15 protein-coding genes, 1 rRNA gene and 2 pseudogenes are annotated in these 16,169 nt (G+C 49.5%); 10 read left to right on the top strand and 8 right to left on the bottom strand.

Annotation, left to right across the window (positions count from 1 at the left end; translation table 11 throughout):
* Positions 1-121, bottom strand: a 16S ribosomal RNA gene (locus M0651_RS23620); the annotation flags it as partial.
* Between the two features lie 451 nt (positions 122-572).
* Here M0651_RS23620 and M0651_RS23615 point away from each other — a divergent pair.
* From M0651_RS23615 to M0651_RS23600, 4 genes are all read left to right on the top strand, one after another.
* Complete coding sequence (locus M0651_RS23615; RefSeq protein ID WP_248554115.1) at positions 573-767, top strand: hypothetical protein; 195 nt, start codon at positions 573-575, stop codon at positions 765-767.
* Between the two features lie 93 nt (positions 768-860).
* Entirely contained in the window at positions 861-1,103 is a 243-nt protein-coding gene (gene ymzB / locus M0651_RS23610; protein WP_248554114.1) for a protein YmzB, read from the top strand.
* 241 nt (positions 1,104-1,344) lie between these two features.
* Positions 1,345-1,515, top strand: a complete 171-nt coding sequence (locus M0651_RS23605) for a hypothetical protein (protein WP_248554113.1) — start codon at positions 1,345-1,347, stop codon at positions 1,513-1,515.
* Between the two features lie 104 nt (positions 1,516-1,619).
* Positions 1,620-2,903 carry an MFS transporter gene (locus M0651_RS23600; RefSeq protein ID WP_248554112.1) on the top strand — a complete coding sequence of 428 codons (1,284 nt, stop codon included), beginning with the start codon at positions 1,620-1,622 and terminating at the stop codon, positions 2,901-2,903.
* Between the two features lie 26 nt (positions 2,904-2,929).
* Here M0651_RS23600 and M0651_RS23595 read toward each other — a convergent pair whose 3' ends face one another.
* Together M0651_RS23595 and M0651_RS23590 are read right to left on the bottom strand one after the other, a co-directional pair.
* On the bottom strand, positions 2,930-4,624 hold the full coding sequence (locus M0651_RS23595; RefSeq protein ID WP_248554111.1) for a M3 family oligoendopeptidase: 1,695 nt from the start codon (positions 4,622-4,624) through the stop codon (positions 2,930-2,932).
* 105 nt (positions 4,625-4,729) lie between these two features.
* Positions 4,730-5,494: an SDR family NAD(P)-dependent oxidoreductase gene (locus M0651_RS23590; RefSeq protein ID WP_248554110.1), complete on the bottom strand. Its 765-nt coding sequence runs from the start codon at positions 5,492-5,494 to the stop codon at positions 4,730-4,732.
* 109 nt (positions 5,495-5,603) lie between these two features.
* On the opposite strand from M0651_RS23590, the gene M0651_RS23585 reads away from it, so the two are divergent.
* A complete protein-coding gene (locus tag M0651_RS23585) occupies positions 5,604-5,999 on the top strand; it encodes a MerR family transcriptional regulator (RefSeq protein WP_248554109.1) in 396 nt (131 codons plus the stop codon).
* A gap of 38 nt (positions 6,000-6,037) precedes the next feature.
* On the opposite strand, the gene M0651_RS23580 is transcribed toward M0651_RS23585, so the two are convergent.
* Positions 6,038-6,541, bottom strand: a complete 504-nt coding sequence (locus tag M0651_RS23580) for a hypothetical protein (RefSeq protein ID WP_248554108.1) — start codon at positions 6,539-6,541, stop codon at positions 6,038-6,040.
* A 215-nt stretch (positions 6,542-6,756) separates the two neighbouring features.
* Between M0651_RS23580 and M0651_RS23575 the strand changes: the two genes are divergently transcribed.
* Positions 6,757-7,263 (top strand): DUF2798 domain-containing protein, encoded by a 507-nt coding sequence (locus M0651_RS23575; protein WP_248554107.1) that lies wholly within the window; start codon positions 6,757-6,759, stop codon positions 7,261-7,263.
* A gap of 76 nt (positions 7,264-7,339) precedes the next feature.
* Here the strand turns inward: M0651_RS23575 and M0651_RS23570 are convergent.
* From M0651_RS23570 to M0651_RS23560, 3 genes and pseudogenes are all read right to left on the bottom strand, one after another.
* A pseudogene (locus tag M0651_RS23570) lies at positions 7,340-7,612 on the bottom strand (ABC transporter substrate-binding protein); the annotation flags it as partial.
* A pseudogene (locus M0651_RS23565) lies at positions 7,612-8,328 on the bottom strand (ATP-binding cassette domain-containing protein); the annotation flags it as partial. The pseudogenes M0651_RS23565 and M0651_RS23570, both read right to left, overlap by 1 nt.
* 311 nt (positions 8,329-8,639) lie before the next feature.
* Positions 8,640-11,030: a polyprenyl synthetase family protein gene (locus M0651_RS23560; RefSeq protein ID WP_248554116.1), complete on the bottom strand. Its 2,391-nt coding sequence runs from the start codon at positions 11,028-11,030 to the stop codon at positions 8,640-8,642.
* 132 nt (positions 11,031-11,162) lie between these two features.
* On the opposite strand from M0651_RS23560, the gene M0651_RS23555 reads away from it, so the two are divergent.
* Entirely contained in the window at positions 11,163-12,023 is an 861-nt protein-coding gene (locus M0651_RS23555) for a serine/threonine protein kinase (RefSeq protein WP_248554105.1), read from the top strand.
* 346 nt (positions 12,024-12,369) lie between these two features.
* Here M0651_RS23555 and M0651_RS23550 read toward each other — a convergent pair whose 3' ends face one another.
* Complete coding sequence (locus M0651_RS23550) at positions 12,370-12,732, bottom strand: hypothetical protein (RefSeq protein ID WP_248554104.1); 363 nt, start codon at positions 12,730-12,732, stop codon at positions 12,370-12,372.
* A gap of 51 nt (positions 12,733-12,783) precedes the next feature.
* On the opposite strand from M0651_RS23550, the gene M0651_RS23545 reads away from it, so the two are divergent.
* From M0651_RS23545 to M0651_RS23535, 3 genes are all read left to right on the top strand, one after another.
* Positions 12,784-14,238, top strand: a complete 1,455-nt coding sequence (locus tag M0651_RS23545) for a 4-hydroxyphenylacetate 3-hydroxylase family protein (RefSeq protein WP_248554103.1) — start codon at positions 12,784-12,786, stop codon at positions 14,236-14,238.
* A 228-nt stretch (positions 14,239-14,466) separates the two neighbouring features.
* A complete protein-coding gene (locus M0651_RS23540) occupies positions 14,467-15,609 on the top strand; it encodes a cation:proton antiporter (RefSeq protein ID WP_248554102.1) in 1,143 nt (380 codons plus the stop codon).
* A gap of 138 nt (positions 15,610-15,747) precedes the next feature.
* Complete coding sequence (locus tag M0651_RS23535; RefSeq protein ID WP_248554101.1) at positions 15,748-16,158, top strand: collagen-like protein; 411 nt, start codon at positions 15,748-15,750, stop codon at positions 16,156-16,158.
* Positions 16,159-16,169 lie beyond the last annotated feature (11 nt).

Raw genomic sequence — 16,169 nt, 5'->3', positions numbered from 1 at the left:
GTGTTACTCACCCGTCCGCCGCTAACCAACAGGTTCCGAAGAACCTATTAGCCCGCTCGACTTGCATGTATTAGGCACGCCGCCAGCGTTCGTCCTGAGCCAGGATCAAACTCTCCAATAAAGATGGAAGAAATCTCGAACCCGAAGGCGTCGAGGTCTTCCATCAAAAGTGTTTGACTTGCTCATTTAAAACAAACTGACGAGATTGGATCGAATTTCAAGTCCGGAGTGAACCGGTTTGAAATTCATCCTTTAAAATCTCATTTATTACTCACTCGTTGTTCAGTTTTCAAAGATCAACTATCGTTTGCTGCCGGCCATTCAAGCGCCGGAAGACTAATATATCATTTCAGCAAGCTCCGTTGCAAGAAGTAAATCCTGCCAATGCGCTTACCGCCAACCGCGTAACCGGCCAGAGTACGAATATATCACTCTCGCAAGCCTTGTAACAAGAAGTAAATCCTTCCATCTCCAGGGTTTGAGAAAGGATAAGCCAGCAAACCAACGGTCATACTAACGATCATTCAGTTTCATGTCCATAATCTATCTACATCCGGAAAGGAGTGCTGAAGATGAGCAGCACGGGCCAACGAGGTCACGTGGAATTTCACCCGCCTGCGGTCAAGCTCACGGCTGATCTACCTGGGGATGAACAGATGCGCGAACACCTTAACGAGCTGAAAATGAATGAAGGATTTCAAGGTTCCTGCAGCACTGGATCGCCAAACACACATAGCAAGCGAAAGGAAGCCGGGGCTAATGAATGAACAACTGCATCCCGTGATGGACTGGCTCGATGCCCACATCGGCGGTCAATTGCATATCCGTAAAGAGGAGCAAGGGATGCCGACGAGGTCAGATTGAAGCTGGAGCAGAGAGGCATCCACGAGGATCATAGTCATGTATTAGATGATTATACTACTGGCGGACCTGTTTTGTTTTTGCGAGGAGAAGGCTGTGTTATTCAGTCCAATGGAACGGAGCTCCCCCTTCCTCAGGATACGTTCCTCATTCCAATGGATGAAATGAAGCAGGCCCGGGTTAATGGTGCAACGATAACGGTTGAGACCGAACGTGCCCGTTACGACATAACCGACTCCTAGTCAAAAAAAGGATATCGTGTCGAATGACGACTCGATATCCCCTCCAATTTAAGTGACTACTTAACTTCCTTTCCCATGCATCTCCTTGCACTCCTGTCTGTCATTGATTTGCCCCTCGAACACTCCCTTATTATAGGTCACCCCACAAAAATTTTTCAGTGCATATTTATGTCCATTCTGACGTATCGTAAGGTCTGAACCCGACACTCCACACACAAGTTAAGGAGGGACTGCATCAACGATGGCATCTAGCAGAAATCATCAGGGAGCCCATGGCATTGGCCAAATTGAGAAGCAATTAAACCATCAGATGGAAGCAGCTGCCGAAATTCAAGGCGAAGCTGGAATCGATCAGCGAATCAAACAGCAGGCAAAACGCCCAGCCAAAGCCTCCGAATCAGAGACCCAATAGGTCTCTGATTCTCATATCTATAGCGACCTCTCCTCTTCCTTCGCTTGTAGTAAAGTGCTAGAATTAACTTTTAGCTGACAACAAGCAACCGGAGGATGAACCAAGTGGGTTATTTACGAGCTCTAACACAAGAAATGCAGGGATGGTCCAGAAACATTAAACTATTTTTCCTGGCGAACATCCTCTATCAAATCGGCACCGGCATGTTTGGGGTGCTCTATAATTTATACATTCAAGGACTGGGTTATGATGACGCTATGAACGGACGCGTGGTCAGCATTCAGTCCTTTGCTACGGCTCTGATGTTCGTGCCGATTGGCATCTGGGGCGACCGGACCAGCCGTAAGAAAATCCTCATACTTGGTGCCTTGTTTAGCGGTATAGCTTTCATTCTCCGCTCCTTCTCCTCCGGAGAATCGGCGTTGCTTGGATTTGCCGTGTTTACCGGACTATTTGCTTCTTTCTTTCAAGTCCTCTCGATTCCGTTCCTAGCCGAAAATGTCACCCCCGCGAACCGGTTGAAAATGTTTAGTTTTTTCTCCTCCCTGGGCCTGGCTTCTCAAGTGATAGGCAGCTTAGGCGGCGGCGTGTTTGCTGACGTCCTTAAGTCTCTTGGCTTCGCAAACTTGCTTAGCCTAAGAACCGTATTGGTCATCGGCGGTGCCGCAACCTTGGCCGCCTTCATTCCGATGCTGTTCGTTCGCGAGAACAACAGGACTTCACTATCGCAAATGAACACTGAAGCGGAGAAGCAACTGTCAAGGAAGCCGGAAACTTCGCCCGCCGCCGAATATCGGATGATTGCCAAATTCGTTGCCGCACAGCTATTGATCGGCTTGGGATCTGGTCTTGTTGTGCCTTATCTTAACCTGTATTTCACCAATCGCTTCTCCATCTCGCTCTCTCTGATGAGTCTACTCATCTCGCTGGGCCAGGTCATGACGATCGTCTCCATGCTGATCGGCCCCTCTTTGGCAAGCCGGGTGGGACAAGTGAGAGCGGTCGTCATTTTTCAAATGTTGTCCCTGCCATTTCTACTGCTGACCGGCTTTACGAATGGATTCCTCATCGCCGCTGTGAGCTTCCTGTTCCGGCAGGCGCTGATGAATGCCGCCAATCCGATCCAGTCCGCCATCATGATCGATCGCGTTGCCGACAAGCGGCGAGGGATCGCCAATTCACTGACCCAAACGGCGTTCATGTTAGGCTGGGCTACAATGGGCCCGGTTCAATCCCATTTGGTCACCGCCTACGGAACCTATTGGGGTTACGCCATCACCTTTAGCATGACCGGTTGCTTATATACTGCCGCTTCGCTTTTGTACTACTTTATGTTCCGCGGGACCTCCAAGAAGACACTCCACGAAAAAAGACGTTTGCAAATGTAGTCCTTTGCAAACGTCCTTTATTCTTTTTATAGCACAGTGTCGTCTACGCCCTCAAGCCAGGCTTCTATGCTTCCGATCACCGAAGTGACGCAGCCGTCTTCGAACGGGGAGATCAAGCCGGCCGTTTTGACCAACTCCGTGAACGATCGACTTCCCCCCTGCTGACATAAGTGCAAATAATCGGCCCAAGCCGCATCGCGGTCCTCATGCATCTTCTTCCAGAACTGAAACGCACAGATTTGCGCCAAAGTATAATCGATATAGTAGAATGGGGAGTTGTAAATATGACCTTGCCTTTGCCAGAACCCGCCCCGTTCCAAATAATCGTTATCCGCATAGTTCCGGTAGGGCACATATTTGCGTTCAATATCCCGCCAAGTCTGCTTCCGCTCCGCCGGTGTCGCCTCTGGATGCGCATAAACGTAATGCTGGAATTCATCAACCGCCACACCGTAAGGAATAAATATCATTGCGCTGGCCAAGTGGTCAAAACGGTATTTATCCGCCTGTTCTTCAAAGAATAAATCCATCCAGGGCCAGGTGAAGAATTCCATACTCATGGAATGGATCTCGCAGGCTTCCAGCGTCGGAAATTGGTATTCCGGTACTTCGAACCTCCGACTCTCATACATCTGAAAAGCATGCCCGGCTTCATGTGTCAACACATCGATATCGCCAGATGTGCCGTTAAAGTTCGAGAAGATAAACGGCGCCTTGTAATCACTGATAAAGGTGCAGTACCCTCCAGCCCGTTTGCCTGGTTTGGCGACAAGATCCATCAGTTCATTTTCCGTCATGAAAGTAAAAAATTGATTCGTCTCGGAAGACAGTTCTGCGTACATCTTCTCCCCGTTCTTCACGATCCATTCCGGATCGCCCTTAGGCGCCGCATTTCCTGACTTGAAGGCAAAGCTCTCGTCGTAATATCGCAGTTGATCCACGCCGATCCGGTTCTTCTGCCGATCCTTTAGCTTCGTGGCAACCGGCACAATATGCTTCAGCACCTGGCTCCGAAAGTTGGCTACCTTCTCAGCATCGTAATCCGTACGCGACAACCGGGCATAACCCAGCTCTACGAAGTTACTGAAACCAAGCTTCTTGGCGATCTTCGTACGCACTTGGACCAGCTCATCGTAGATTCGATCGAGGTCACCCTCATGCTCGGCTAAGAAACCATATGCCGCTTCGGCCGCATGCTTGCGAACCTCCCGATCCGTCGATTGCTGGAACGGGATCAGTTGAGTCAAGTTACGCTCTTCGCCTTCAAACCAAATCTTCGCAGAAGCGATCAGCTTGGCGTATTCGGTCGTCAATTTGTTCTCCCGCTGCAGATCTTCGATCACTTCAGGGCTGAATGTCTTCAACGAAAGTTCTGCAAGACGGAACAACTGCCTCCCCCACTTCTCCTCCAATTCAGCTCGAAATTTCGACCCAACTAACGCCCGGTAGTAATTCGTAATCGACTCCTGAACGATCGGGCCGTTCTCATCGTAAAAGTCCTGCTCTGCTTGATAGAATTCGTCATTGGTATCGATGGTGTGCCGGGTGCTCGCGGTCTCCTGCATGGTATCGAAGCCACTTCGCAGTTGATTGATTTCCCTCATGATCCGGTCCTGCTCTTCATAAGTATCCACCGCCTTAAACGCGTCAAGAAGCTCCATGAATCTCTGTTGGAAAACTTGGACATCTGGGCGTTCATAGGGGTATTCGCTAAACTTCATTGGCATGCACCTGCCCTTTCAAGAGAATAGTATAAGTCGACCCACGATGATAGATTATGAACATTATACTAATCCTCTTTTTGCAGCGCAAACCGGCCCTACTGTTTAGAGCATCTGTCCGCCCGAGACCTCGATACGCGTCCCGTTAACCCAGCCGAACTCCTCCGTACATAGGGATGCAATAACCCCTCCAATATCGTCGGCCTCGCCTACTCTGCCAAGGGCAATATTATTAGCGATAAAGCCTCTCATCTGCTTATTATCCCGGACAGAACCCCCGCCGAAATCCGTCGCAATGGCCCCGGGGGCGACCACGTTAACGCGAATCCCGCGTTTGCCCCATTCCTTCGCCATATATTTTGTCAACACCTCAATGGCGCTCTTCATCGCCGAATACGCTCCAAACCCTTCAATCACGAAACGAGTAAGACCTGTTGAGAGATTCACCACACGGCCATGGTCGGCAATCAGTGGGTACAGCTTCTGCGAGAGGAAAAAGACCCCTTTAAACTGTACATTCATGAGAGCGTCGAATTGCTCCTCCGTCGTTTCTGTAATGGGAGTATGAATTCCGAATCCTGCATTATTCACAAGGAAATCAAAGGTATCACGGTTCCATCCCTCGCTCAACACGTCCGTCAGTTGCGCAACGAAGGCATCAAACGTGGATACATTCCCGGTATCCAGCTGGAGCATCGCTCCCTTTTGCCCAAGAGCTTCGATATCCTGGACAACCTTCTCCGCCTCCTCCTTACGAGTATGATACGTAATAATTACGTCAATTCCTTTGCGAGCGAACGCTAACGCGCCATTTCTTCCAAGACCGCGGCTGCCGCCGGTAACCAGTGCAATTTTCTTTATGGAATCCATTCTTTCATCACTTCTCCTTTGGTCATTTCCATCCACACTTGATCAGGGGATTGCTGTGGACTATAGTGAGTATATTGCTTCGAGTTAACTCTAAGTCAAGGGGGAGAATATGAAATATTCCATTAATAAAATTGCGAGGATGTTTGGATTAACGGCGCATACGCTTCGATACTACGATAAAGAAGGTCTCCTACCTTTTATCGGGCGGGATCCCTCCGGTAACCGGGTATTTACGGAGAAGGATCTCGACTGGTTAACCATGATCTGCTGTCTGAAGGACACGGGGATGCCGATCAAAGAAATCAAGCAATACGCGGATTGGTGTTCGAAAGGGATGGAAACACTGGAGGAACGGAAATCCATGCTGGCGGAGCATCGTTTGCAAATCCTCAAGCAAATGGAAGCCCTGCAAAAGAATCTGGATCTCATCGATTCAAAAATCGCCGTTTATAATGATCCGGTGTTGGCCGAACAGAGGTATGGGAATTTCAGTGAGACAAAATAAAAACGCGCTGAAACCCGCGCGTTCTTGAATTTCGAGGGTTAACCCGTCTTTGGGGAAGATTTCAGGTACCCATCTACCTTCGTTTTCATCGATAGGATCGTGGTCTTGCGGTATTGCAGCGCTAGTCGCAGGACTTTGAGTTGCTGCGTCCGGGATAACTGTTTGAACCTTGGTTCTTGCCGCATAAATTTGCGAATGATCGACCAGCTGTTCGCCGAAGTCCGCTCCCGCTGAAGACGTGGCGCTTCATAAGGAAGGTTAGGCTTGCGCAAACGATGGACCAGGGAATTGAAACGGGACGAAGCTCTGCTTTCATCGACAAGACAAGGAGCCACCACATTTTTGGTATGTTTTCTTAAAAATTCGTAATGGTGACTGCCGCTGACGATCACGTAACCTCCGTCCTTCCGGCTTTTGCGAACAATCATCAGATGCATACAATCCTGCGCGGCTTTCCGAAGATTCTTGATTCGCTGCGTAAGTGGAATGGAAATACCGGTTTTAAGCTTGTTCAGAGGGATATATTGCACCGTAAATCTCATGGGGCCACCCCTTTCTGGGTTACTTATGTATATGTATATGCTCCACTCTCTCTGATTGCGTCCTTCGGAAATGGATTGATTTTCAAGATAAATAAATGTTAATCTAATAACATCAGTGTGCAGCAAAAACGCAGGGCCATCTGAAATGGTTGTGCGTTTTTTTGTGCTAATCGGCTCGTCTGCCATCTGAAACACTAAATTTGGGAGATGAAACCATGACCAACGAAATGAGATTACCACGAAATGCCAAAGAAGGTTTGATTTTTATGTTAATCGTGTCCATCATCTCGGTTAACACCATCGCCCCGCTGATTATGGGGTATGAATTTGGCTTCAGCAAGGAGAATTACCTGAACACGCTGCGAGTGATCCCGTTCATGTGGGTGATCGTGCTGTTTTTAGTTAACTTTGTTGCTAGACCGCTTGTCGGAAAACTCGTGGCAAAATTTACGAAACCAACAGATAGCTTTAATGCCAAAACCTTGTTTAATATCTTCTTTAGCGTTACGATTTTGTCGATCTGCCTTACCGTGATTGGCGCTTGGGTTGGCCAGCGGCAAATCAGCCTGGACCCGATTCGTGAATTCTTCTATCATTGGCCAAAGAACTTCTTCATCGCTTTCTGGATTGAAACCTTGCTGGCCCAACCGATCGCCCGGTTCGTTTTAAAAACGATCCACGTTAAACAAGCAGCCAAAACGGCAAATAACGTTGAGGCGTAAGAAAATTAAAATAGCTCGCGAACTAAAACAAGGCAAGCCGTAAATGCGGATTGCCTTGTTTTATATATCCCTCCGTTTATTTAAACAAATCCGGATACATCTCTTTCGCCAACTGCTCCATCCCGTCGATCGTGTTGTAACCATAACCAAACATATAGTTATAGTCGACCGCATAGATTTGCTTGTTCTTGATCGCTTTCATGCTGGATAATTTGGGATTGGCATATAGCGCTTCTTTGAGTGTGTTGGCATCCGAGCCGTCATAGGTTTTCCAGTCCGGGACGATCAGAACGTCCGGGTCGGCCCCAATCAGTGTTTCCACACTCACCTCGCCGGTTTCGTTCTTGAATCATGGGACCAGTTACTTGTCCGCTTTGCTGCTTCCGATAAGCGTTTGACATTCTTCCGCAGCCTTTCGTTTTCGGCCATCTCATAGTTGTCCTGGCGCTGTTTATTTTCCCACCAATCGGAGAAACTGCCCTTCTGGATCTCGATGTTCGTCTTGTTGATGGACAGGACGTGATCTACTGAGCGATCCAGAAATGCTCGGTCATGAGACACAAGAATAAACCCGCTTTTGCGGTTTAAATAATCACCCACGAGCTCCCGTGCCTCCATGTCCAAATGGTTGGTGGGCTCATCGATCAGAAGGAAGCTGTTTTCCTTCAGGAATAAGGCTGCCAGCATGACCTTCGTCTGTTCCCCGTTCGAGAGAGACGCATAAGGCCGGTATAACACATCGTCGGACACCTGCAGCAAGGAAAGCTCCCGTATGAACTCCCAAAACACATAGTCCGGATAGATTTCCTCAACGACTTCCAACGTATTATGATCCCTATGCTTCACCTCAAAAGGAAAGTAATCGAAGCTTACATCCGCGGAGATTTGACCGCTGTATTCGTATTTGCCCAACAGCAGATTCAGAAAGGTCGTTTTCCCTCGCCCGTTTCTTCCAGTGAAGCCAAGCTTCCAGTCGGTATCGATTTGAAAGCTCACATCTTCAAAAATATGATCGTAACTGCCTTCATAGGCAAACGTCAGATGGTTCACATTAATTAATGACATGAACAACATCCCTCCTACAAAAAAAAGAATGGGCTGCAAGAAAGATACCTTTCCTGCAGCCCAAAAATATAAAAACAAATCCAACCCAAATGGCGGGTATGGATTTAGAATATACGATTGGAGTGAAGGGATGAAGTAACTTTCTTGCATAAGAAATAAACCATGCGAATCATATTCGCGATTTGGTTCCATCTTCTTAGCAAGAAATATCCATCCGTTTCAGCTCCCTCAATTTAGATAATAAAATTCGAACATAGTCCCTTTGGCCGATCAAGCAGCATCACAGCAAGTCAATCAGGATCGTGTCCGGTTTAGTTTTCTCTGTTGATGATGTAATTGAGCAAATGTCTCAGAAAAACGGGAGGGCGCGGGAGTTCCATTAACGCTTCCATCGCCAGGCAATAATGCTCCCACATCGCCTTGCTCGCTGCGGCCGGCCCCAGTACCGTCACATAGGTCGAGCTATCGTTTTCGACATCCTTTCCGGCAGGTTTGCCCAGTAAACGCGGATCCCCTTCCCCATCCAGCAGATCGTCTTTGATTTGGAAGGCGATGCCCATGTGATAGGCGATTTTCCTCAGCATCTCCATTTCCTTCTCCGAAATCCGAGCTAAAATGGCCGGAGCCACCAGACAGGCTTCAAATGCAATCCCCGTTTTGTAGAAACAGATTCGATCAAGCTCCTCAACGTTCAGCACTTTGCCCTTGGCGTTCAAATCCATGGCCTGCCCCATGCAAATTTCCGCGGCCTTCCGGGATAAGTATTGCAGCAACGCAAGCACAGATTCGCTATCGAACTCCTTCAAGGAGGCCTGCTCTTCGATTGCCTTCTGGATAAGGAAGATACCGGTAAGCTCGGCGATGCCGCTGCCATGCAGCTCATGCAGTGTCGGTCGGCCCCGGCGAGTAGCGGAGTTGTCCTGGGACGGCAGATCGTCAAAGATCAAGGAAGCCGTATGCATGTACTCCAACGCGCGGAATAGTGGAGCCATGGCTGCGGCATCCAACCCGTATTCCTGTACACCCATCACCCAGGTGAGAACCGGCCGGAGCCGCTTCCCGCTGCCCTCAAGACTGTAGTTCGCCGTTTCGAACAGCAGTCCGGTCTCCTTCCCTCCCTCTTCAGTCGGCGGTTGAATCGGCAACTGCTTGTTGATTTCGGTACGTGCTTTTTTGACGATGTCGAGGAATTCCTCCTGCTCGCGCCGGTTGTTTCGCATCGTACTTAGCAATTGATCCCGCAGCATTTTATCATAAAACGCCACGTCCTCCGCTTGACGCACCAACCGCTGGATTAATCGTTCCAACTCCGGCTGCCCAAACGCCAAAACCTCCATGATGCGGTCAAACTCTTCTTGACCCACGCGCTGTCGATACCGCTTGAGTCCGTTGATCGCACGATCAAGAATAATTTCCCGCGTCTTCGGTTCCGAACGGTATACTTCATGAATCAAGTGGGAGATCACCGCCCAATAGAGCTCGAAAGGGTTGATCAAATCGGAACGTTTGTCCCGGTACTTGTAGTAATAAGTGAACGGCGTCACTGCCCCGGCTTTCATATCCGCGAACATGTCAGCAAGGTCGTCGGCAAGCTGATTATACAGACCATAATAAAAGACGCGCTGCTCAAAACCCTCGTCCCTCGAAGCCCCGATCACGGAGCGAACGATTAATCGCGAGGATGCCGACTTTAATATGATCGGTAAATACAATTCCTTGTTGGTATAATGCGCATGCGCCAGATTCTTGGTCCGGTCCTCATCCTGAGACTCAAAAAAGACAAAAGACTGCTCAAAGAAGATCGCTTGGGTTTCCCGGTTCTGCACCTGGCGAATATATTCATAAGCCTCTCGCAGCTCGGCATGGATAAACCGGATCATTTCGGAATGATTTCCGGTCCACTCCCCCAGCTCCAGTACGATCCCTGTACGAATCGTCGTGCGGATCATTCGGGAGTATTGCTCCTTCTCCCCGTTATTCAGCACTTCAGAGTCGAGAAGATCATCGATGAATGGATACGTCAGCCCATAATAATAACCCAGCTTCAACGCTTCCCCTAATCTGCGGGAACGTTCAACGGAGGATATTCCCTCCTCCATCTCGTCAATCACGTGTAGGACGACACCAAATATGATTTTGATCAGCTTGCGTTCGGCTTCCTCGGCATTCATTGCTTCGGGCAAATGGGAGGAAACCCGCTTCAGCTTATCGATGACCCATATCATCTCCGGTTCAATCGCTTCACGCTGGGCCCACCGATACAACGTAACCATACTGAGAAAATCGGAAGCGGGTTCTGAGGGATCATCATCTCGACGTTCCAAGCGGCGTTTCAGTTCAGCCGTAAACCGTTCGATTCTCGCCAAGGTGCGCGGAGATGACAGATCATGGCCTAAGTCGCGCAAGAACATGTAGGAGACGCTTCGCTCCAAATAGTCGTTCAGCTTCCCGGTACGGGTTAACCAGGTAAGATATCGGGTAGAATCGGCGGGATCGGGTGAAGCGAAACGACGAAACCAACGCGTTACCTGCAGGGGTCGTGGAAGATGCCTTTTCTTCCATTCGCCGAAATCATTAAGCAATGAAACCGTATAACCCTTATTGCGAATGTTTGCTTCAAGCGACGCCAAATATCCCTCCGCCTTATTCAGGGCCTGTCGATACCCGCGGTCCGCTGCCGCCTCTGTACTTATATGGATCATCGTCATATCATTATACCTCGGCTCAAGAATTCATTATAATCATAGTATAAAACAACCAGAAACGAAAACGGCAAGGGTCGGTGTTTCTCCTAGACCTAAGTCTGGGATCATGAGAGGAGTCGTCGAAGGGAGATGCGATTGATATCATTCTTCAGTTCCTTTGCAGAAGCATGGCGGGATTATCGGGCTGATTCTGGCATGCAACTGGCAAATCGATACACGGTACGGGAATTGATCGGTGAGGGCAGCTACGGGTTGACCTACAAATGTACGAACGAAGCCGATGGCAGTATCGTGGCGGTCAAGCAAGCCCGGCCCAGCAAGGGAGAGTACGCCAAACAGTTGCTGTCCCAAGAAGCTCGCATCTTAAAAACGCTGCACCATCCGCGCATCCCTGGCTATAGAGATCAATTTGAGGAAGGTCGCAACAGCTACCTGGTCATGTCTTATATAAAGGGAGACACGTTGGAGGATTTGATTTTCGGACAAGGGCGAAGATACGACGAAGCGGAATCCGTCAGAATCACCCTTCAGTTGCTGGAACGGGTTGACTATATTCACCGACAGGGTTTCGTTCATCTGGATTTACGCATCCCCAACGTCATATTTCAGGAGGAAGAGCTATATCTCATTGATTTTGGCTTGGCACGGGGAATTGGGGCGTCGCCGCTTGCCCTGCCTCCTCAGAGGCGCTGGCGTCACCTGGAGCAGGCCGCCTCCCGCGCATTCATTCCCGCGGAACCGCAAACGGATTTGGAAGATGTTGGCCATTTCTTGTTGTTTCTGCTCTATTCCACCTTTGATGCGAAACGGCAGTCCTCTCGCCCAACGAATGCGAGCAATGAACATCCAAAGTCAAGCTGGAAAGACGAATTAAACCTGACTGTTGAGCTGAAGACCCGGATCGAAAGACTCCTTCAACTTCGGGAGCCTTATGCCCATGTATCGGAAGCGATCGCAGATCTGAAAGCTTTGCGGAGTCTGCATCGTTGAACGCCGGGTTTCTTTTATGTCCAACTCCGAATACAATAGAAATGGAAGCATTTCAAATCAGAAAGGTGGGTTTATGACATGTTACGGAAACTGATCAATAAGATCCTTCACTCTGCATCGCATAGTCATCGAAGGCATTACAGCAGCTCTGCCAGACGATATGGACAAGGATCCTACAACGGCAAACGATACAGCAGCAGCCATGGTTATGCGCGGCCCATGGGCTCTTCCTCCGATTACAAGCGCCGTCATGGCCATATGGGCCAAGGGTATTATAAATCCAGAAGGCACAGTTCCAGCTAGCTGGTTAGCGATCCCTCAATAGATAAAATAAACGTGGAGTGTCTTATCCCAAGATACTCCACGTTTTATTTGGTTTATCCGGCTTCATGCTTAAGCCTCTTCGACGATCCGTTGATTCAACCTTGGTTGCCACGCCACATCTTGTGAGGAAGATCAGCAGCACCGGGATCGTCGCCATGCAGAGCGCCGCCATCCGCGCCCCGTAATCCGTCCGGTGGCCGATCCCCAGCGTTGAGACAAACAACGGTAACGTAAACCACTTCGAGTTGTTGATCGTGAACAAAGGGAGCAGATAGTTGTTCCAGGACCCCCCCTTTTTTTTCGGATAACGGGTTTTATCTAGATTATCCTCAAAAATGGGCATTCCGGAAAGCAAAATCGTGAAGTTCGCCGATACACACCCCATTCGTCTAAGCACTATATATAAAAGAGCAACATAAGGGGGATTAGGGGATCCATGCCAATAAAAAACGGAAAGCAATATATCGAACGGATCGATCGACAGCGACTTCAGTTATGGCACAACGGCGAACGTGTAAAAGGACCGTTATCCGAGCACCCCGCCTTTCGCGGGCTTATCCGGACACAGGCCGCGATGTATGAGATGCAGTGTGAAGCAAGCCGGAAGGAAGACATGTCGTATGCGTCTCCGGCAACCGGCGAACGCGTCGGGCTTTCGTTTCTCCCCCCGGTCAATGCCGAGGACTTAATCCGTAGAAGGAGGATGTCCGAGATCTGGGCCAACTACCATCATGGTTTTCTCGGCCGTTCTCCCGACTATATGAACACCGCTTTGATGTCCTTTTATACTGCTGCCCCTGTTTTGGAGAAAGCATCGACAGAGCACGCCCAAAATCTGCGTAACTATTACGAATATTGCCGGGACCACGATATTACATTGTCTCACGCCTTTGTGCAGCCCATGGCCAGCAAATGGTCGGGACCCGCGGATGCGGAAGAATCCCTTGCCGCCAAGGTGATCGAGACCCGTCCGGAAGGACTGGTCGTGAGCGGCGCTTTCCTCATGGCGACCCAGGGACCCACCTGTGAAGAAATTCTCGTCCTTCCTACGCCAACCTTTATGATGGGGGACGGGCAAGTGAACCCCAGCGCATTCGCTTTTGCCGTACCCAATGATCTGGAGGGAATCACCTTTATTTGCCGCGAGAGCCATGCGCATGATTCGAGTTATGACCATCCGCTCTCGAGTCGATATGAAGAAATGGACACGATGGTCATCTTCGATCGGGTCCTCATTCCTCATGAGCGGGTATTCTTTGTTGGGGAGGAGCGCCTATACGATCAGCTCTTTCAAGAGGGGCATTTCCACGCTTACGCAGGCCATCACATCATTACCCGGTACATCGCCAAGATCAAATTCTTGTTGGGGCTCCTGCAGGCGTTAGCAGAGGAACAAAATGCGGATACCGAGAACTCGTTCGTTGGTCAAATCGTCAAAGTCATGGCGATGCTGGAAAACCTGAAAGCGTTGCGACTCACCGCCGAAATCGGCGGGACAATAACGGAATTTGGCCACTATGTACCTGCGCTTGCTCCACTAACTGCAGCGGGGATCCAGTTTCCTGACTTGCATGAGGAAGTGCTGCGCATGATCCGCTCGATAAGTGCAAGCCAGCTGATTATGAATCCCTTTGAAGCGGACTTCAACACGGAGAATCAATCTTCTCTCGAGGTCTATTTACAGGGATTATCCAGCCCCGCCAAGGATCGCATTGTCCTCTTCAGGCTAGCCTGGGAGCTGGGCGGCGGTGCATTCGGCGGCAGGCAGAACCAGTTCGAGCGTTTCTTCTTCGGCAATGGGAAGACAATCGCAAATCGGATGTACGGTTGCTGCGAAGGTCTGGAAGAATATAAATCAAGAGTATACCGTCTTATTGGCCGCAGCGAGTAATCGAAATACACTGTCCTTAATAGTAGATCCAAAAAAATCTGGTGCCTTTCAGTTATATTTGTTATAATTGCTTTCGTTAGTTTAAATTTGATATGTTTCGCCCGGAGGAGCCTGTCACCAAGGGAGGACTATGCCGTTTATCGGTATTTTCCGCCCGTGGTTTGCAGGCTCTTTTTGTATTTATTTGTTGTGAATTCCGCAAATTAATTGAAAATGGAGGATGATAAGATGTTGATTTTAGAACTGGCCATTATTTTGATTGCTTCCAAACTAGCGGGCGACTTAAGTGTACGGCTTAAACAACCGGCGGTTTTAGGTAAATTGTTGATCGGGATTGTCCTGGGACCTGCCCTTCTGGGCTGGATTAACGAAACCGATGTACTGGAAGAGATCAGCCAAATCGGCGTGATTTTATTAATGTTCCTGGCAGGTCTTGAAACGGACGTCGACGAGTTTAAACGAACTGGGAAAGCCTCGACTTACGTAGGACTCGCAGGGATTGCCCTCCCCTTCGGATTTGGTTATTTGGCGGCCATACTGTTGGGCATGCCCCTTTTTGAAGCGATTTTTCTAGGGCTGCTACTCTCGGCAACAAGTGTTAGCATTTCTGTACAAGCATTAAAGGAAATGGGCCGGTTGAAATCCAGAGAAGGCACAACCATTCTCGGGGCGGCCGTCATTGATGACGTCCTCGTCATCATCCTGTTGGCCTTCGTCATGAGTTTTGCGGGCGGGGATGTCAACCTGGGGTTGGTGATCTTGAAGAAGTTCTTATTCTTTGCAGTCGTCATCGTTTTGAGTTGGAAAGTCGTTCCGTGGGTCATGCGCAAATTCGCTCCGCTGCGGGTATCCGAATCGGTGATCTCCGCCGGATTGATCATCTGCTTCCTGTATGCTTACATGGCCGAATATGCCGGCGTCGCAGCCATTATCGGTGCTTATATCGCGGGTGTCGCTCTCAGTCTGACGGATTACAAGCATGAAGTCACAGAAAAGATCGAAACGATTGGTTATGCCGTCTTCGTTCCCGTTTTCTTTACCACAATTGGCGTGAAGGTCGATTTCACTGGGCTGGCCTCCCAGATTCCGTTGATCCTTGGTTTAAGCGTGCTGGCCGTAGCCACCAAGCTCGTAGGTTCGGCTTATGGAGCTCGATTGGCCGGATTCGGCTGGCGCAGCGCATTAGGGATCGGATCGGCTATGGTTTCACGTGGCGAGGTTGCCTTAATCATCGCTGCCATCGGTCAGGATGCCGGTCTACTCCAAGACGACATGTTTGCCGTAATCGTGATAGTCGTACTGGTAACAACGATTGTTACTCCGCCAATGATGAAGTACTTTTTCGCACAACCGGAAAAATCCCGCTCCTAGGAAGAACTTACCTCTTTTAAACTTCATCCGATAATTTCAATCCCAATTCGTAGGTGGCATATAGACATCCGCCCAACCGCCCTCTCCGCGAATGCATATGATGATAATGCCTATTCATCGAAAAAGGAGCGATCATATATGGGATTTTTTCCAACACCTGGACCCGGCGGAGGATTTCCGGGATTTCCAGGCGGACCCGGCGTACCGGGAGGGCCCGGGTTTCCAGGAGGGGGGCCTGGAGGGTTTCCTGGCGGAGGGCCGGGAGGATTCCCGGGAGGGCCGGGAGGTGCACCAGGAGGCGTTCAAGCGCCAACGTCTCCTCCACCGCAATTCGTACCGCAATTGCAAGGCACCTTTGCCATCGACCCCGGCGGGATCAGACGTTGCCTGTTCCGCAACACCTATGTTTGGCTGAACAATGGCGAGCAGTTCTGGTTCTTCCCGGTATTCGTCGGGCGGAATTCGATAGCAGGGTTCAGGTGGTTTGGTTTCTTCTGGGGATACTTCGGTATCGATTTAAATCAGATTCGCTCGTTCACGTGCTTCTAAGACAAATTGCG

It is taken from the genome of Paenibacillus mellifer, assembly GCF_023195895.1.
In the GTDB taxonomy this organism is placed as follows: domain Bacteria; phylum Bacillota; class Bacilli; order Paenibacillales; family Paenibacillaceae; genus Fontibacillus; species Fontibacillus mellifer.
This window is presented reverse-complemented; position numbering and strand designations above follow the sequence as displayed.

What these genes read in the sequence shown, in the direction of transcription:
- M0651_RS23615 (WP_248554115.1), top strand. Translation starts at nt 573, where the DNA reads ATGAGCAGCACGGGCCAACGAGGTCACGTGGAATTTCACCCGCCTGCG.
- M0651_RS23605 (WP_248554113.1), top strand. Translation starts at nt 1,345, where the DNA reads ATGGCATCTAGCAGAAATCATCAGGGAGCCCATGGCATTGGCCAAATT.
- M0651_RS23595 (WP_248554111.1), bottom strand. Translation starts at nt 4,624, where the DNA reads ATGAAGTTTAGCGAATACCCCTATGAACGCCCAGATGTCCAAGTTTTC.
- M0651_RS23590 (WP_248554110.1), bottom strand. Translation starts at nt 5,494, where the DNA reads ATGGATTCCATAAAGAAAATTGCACTGGTTACCGGCGGCAGCCGCGGT.
- M0651_RS23585 (WP_248554109.1), top strand. Translation starts at nt 5,604, where the DNA reads ATGAAATATTCCATTAATAAAATTGCGAGGATGTTTGGATTAACGGCG.
- M0651_RS23580 (WP_248554108.1), bottom strand. Translation starts at nt 6,541, where the DNA reads ATGAGATTTACGGTGCAATATATCCCTCTGAACAAGCTTAAAACCGGT.
- M0651_RS23575 (WP_248554107.1), top strand. Translation starts at nt 6,757, where the DNA reads ATGACCAACGAAATGAGATTACCACGAAATGCCAAAGAAGGTTTGATT.
- M0651_RS23560 (WP_248554116.1), bottom strand. Translation starts at nt 11,030, where the DNA reads ATGATCCATATAAGTACAGAGGCGGCAGCGGACCGCGGGTATCGACAG.
- M0651_RS23555 (WP_248554105.1), top strand. Translation starts at nt 11,163, where the DNA reads ATGCGATTGATATCATTCTTCAGTTCCTTTGCAGAAGCATGGCGGGAT.
- M0651_RS23550 (WP_248554104.1), bottom strand. Translation starts at nt 12,732, where the DNA reads ATGGGGTGTGTATCGGCGAACTTCACGATTTTGCTTTCCGGAATGCCC.
- M0651_RS23545 (WP_248554103.1), top strand. Translation starts at nt 12,784, where the DNA reads ATGCCAATAAAAAACGGAAAGCAATATATCGAACGGATCGATCGACAG.
- M0651_RS23540 (WP_248554102.1), top strand. Translation starts at nt 14,467, where the DNA reads ATGTTGATTTTAGAACTGGCCATTATTTTGATTGCTTCCAAACTAGCG.
- M0651_RS23535 (WP_248554101.1), top strand. Translation starts at nt 15,748, where the DNA reads ATGGGATTTTTTCCAACACCTGGACCCGGCGGAGGATTTCCGGGATTT.